This window comes from Pseudemcibacter sp. (genome assembly GCF_965661635.1).
Lineage (GTDB): Bacteria > Pseudomonadota > Alphaproteobacteria > Sphingomonadales > Emcibacteraceae > Pseudemcibacter.
This window is the reverse complement of record NZ_CBFIEP010000066.1, coordinates 1-2253: the sequence shown is the minus strand read 5'-3', so window position 1 is coordinate 2253 and position 2253 is coordinate 1. Positions and strand designations below refer to the sequence as shown.

Sequence of the window (2253 nt, the reverse complement as noted above, 5' to 3'; positions counted from 1 at the left end):
TAATTAAACATTTCAGTGTATGGCGATATCGCACATCCACCGCATTAAAATTTGGAGCGGGCGAAGGGAATCGAACCCTCGTATTCAGCTTGGAAGGCTGCTGCATTACCATTATGCTACGCCCGCACAGAACTACGCTCCACCCTGCTTAAAGCCATTTCTAACTTTAGTAATATACCAAAGTATGGGGAAATGGTGGAGGGGACAGGATTCGAACCTGTGTACGCTATGCGGTCAGATTTACAGTCTGATGCCTTTAACCACTCGGCCACCCCTCCAAAACAGGGCATAAATCACCAACAAAAATTGGTAACTTGAAGCCGCAATATGGACATTTATTTCGCGATGTCAATGTTATTTTTCACTAATTTTACATCTCTAGGCCGAAAGTTAAAAAAAAATCATAAAATCATAAACTTTCAAAGCGGTTGCGTAAGTTATCAGACTAGCTTATAGCAAGAACCATGAGCAAAAATAAAAGTAGAAAATCTTCGGTCAAAAATAAAGCCAATAGACGTCCAAATAATACGGGCGAAAGAAGCCATAAACGTGAGCAAGGAAAACCAACCCAAAAGGCATCATCAAATGGTCTTTGGTTATACGGAAAACATGCCGTTCTAGCTGCACTTGAAAATCCGATGCGCAAAATCAAACGGTTGATGATTACGAAAAGAAGTCATGATCAATATCAGCAAGCGTTAACGGATATCCATTTAAACCACCGCGCACTTAATCCAGAAATCGCCGCCATCGAGGTTTTTGAAAAAAACTTGCCCGCTGATTCCGTGCACCAAGGCATTGCCTTACTCACGGAACCTCTGCCCGATTCTCATATGGACGAGTGCTGTGTTGCATTAAAAGAACAAAAAAATCTTGTTCTAGTCATGGATCAGGTAACAGATCCGCATAACGTCGGCGCTATTATAAGAAGTGCTGCGGCCTTTGGCGCAAAAGCGATTATTACGACCGACCGTCACGCGCCACCAGAATCAGGCGTGCTCGCCAAATCAGCATCCGGCGCTTTAGAGGCTCTCCCTTGGGTGCGTGTCACAAATTTAAGTCGGGCACTCGACCAGCTCGCAGAAATGGGATATTGGCGCATTGGGCTAGATGGTTATGCAAAGCAAGATATTCGAGACGCAGACTTTGGCGATAATATCGCTCTCGTACTGGGTGCAGAGGGAAAAGGCATTCGAAAAGGAACCGCAGACCATTGTGATGGCCTCGTTAAGCTTCCGATTAGCCGAACAGTTGAAAGCCTGAATGTCTCAAACGCAGCGGCTGTTGCGCTTTATGTTTTCTCTGCCTAACAAGAAAAAAATAAAAATGGCAAAAATAACGCTTGATTTTAAAATAAAACATCACTAGTTTGCGCCTACTTTCACGAAACATCGTGATGAAGGCATTCTGTCTTTAGCCCCTATAGCTCAGTTGGTAGAGCAATTGATTTGTAATCAATAGGTCCGCGGTTCGAGTCCGTGTGGGGGCACCACTTAAAACAATGACTTAGCGAATTAAAGCTAGATTGCTTTCCTTTTTGGTAGCTTTTTGGGTGGCTTTTATGACAAAGTACTTATTGTTAATATAATCCTTTTTTCTATCCACCTTTTTACAATCGGTAGAGCTCCTTTTTATTATTCCTAAAAACTCCATTGATGAGCATATTGAGCGGTTACCTGTATGAAGATTTTTTATTGTTACTGTTTATGAAAAGAAGGCATTTTCGCTCATCTTCGTAGCAACGATTCCATGGATTTTTTTTCCTTTTTATTACTCCGAAAAATTCTAATTCAATTCTATTTTATTGAGTATCGGCGGACAACTCCAGCAAATAGCTTTAACTATGGACATAAATTTTGACTTAGTGAAAATATAATTTGTCGCTTTATAAGCTTATCCAAGAATTTATTCTCAATATTTGAATAGCCATAAAGCGCACCAGCCAATTGACCTGTAATAGCACCAACTGTATCAGCATCATCTCCTAAATTAACTGCTAACAATACAGCTTCTGAAAACGTTCTCGAATTTTCAACGCACCATAAAGAAGCCTCCAGTGAAACAAGCACATATCCAGATGCATTTATGTCTTGATATGATTTTTCTCGCCATTCATAGTTTACTAATGATGATATTTCTTTTCCCCAATTTACTTCTGAAATAGACGACAAGGCTTTTTTCCATGGCACGCCTTGGATGAGCAGTACCATAATGAATGTACCAACAGCACAACATTCCGCTGAGATATCAGAG

The 2253-nt window shown here is 40.9% G+C and carries 2 protein-coding genes and 3 tRNA genes; 2 read left to right on the top strand and 3 right to left on the bottom strand.

Annotated elements, in window-relative coordinates; translation table 11 throughout:
* Window positions 1-52 precede the first annotated feature (52 nt).
* Window positions 53-126: transfer RNA gene (locus ACTF6W_RS04955), tRNA-Gly, on the bottom strand.
* Window positions 127-193: 67 nt separating this feature from the next.
* Window positions 194-278: transfer RNA gene (locus ACTF6W_RS04950), tRNA-Tyr, on the bottom strand.
* A gap of 186 nt (window positions 279-464) precedes the next feature.
* Here ACTF6W_RS04950 and rlmB point away from each other — a divergent pair.
* Window positions 465-1310, top strand: coding sequence for a 23S rRNA (guanosine(2251)-2'-O)-methyltransferase RlmB (rlmB, locus tag ACTF6W_RS04945; protein ID WP_438993439.1), 846 nt, complete (start codon window positions 465-467; stop codon window positions 1308-1310).
* 106 nt (window positions 1311-1416) lie between these two features.
* Window positions 1417-1492, top strand: a tRNA-Thr gene (locus ACTF6W_RS04940).
* Window positions 1493-1841: 349 nt separating this feature from the next.
* Here the strand turns inward: ACTF6W_RS04940 and ACTF6W_RS04935 are convergent.
* Window positions 1842-2253 (bottom strand): ADP-ribosylglycohydrolase family protein (locus ACTF6W_RS04935; protein WP_438993438.1); only part of this gene is annotated, 412 nt, incomplete at its 5' end.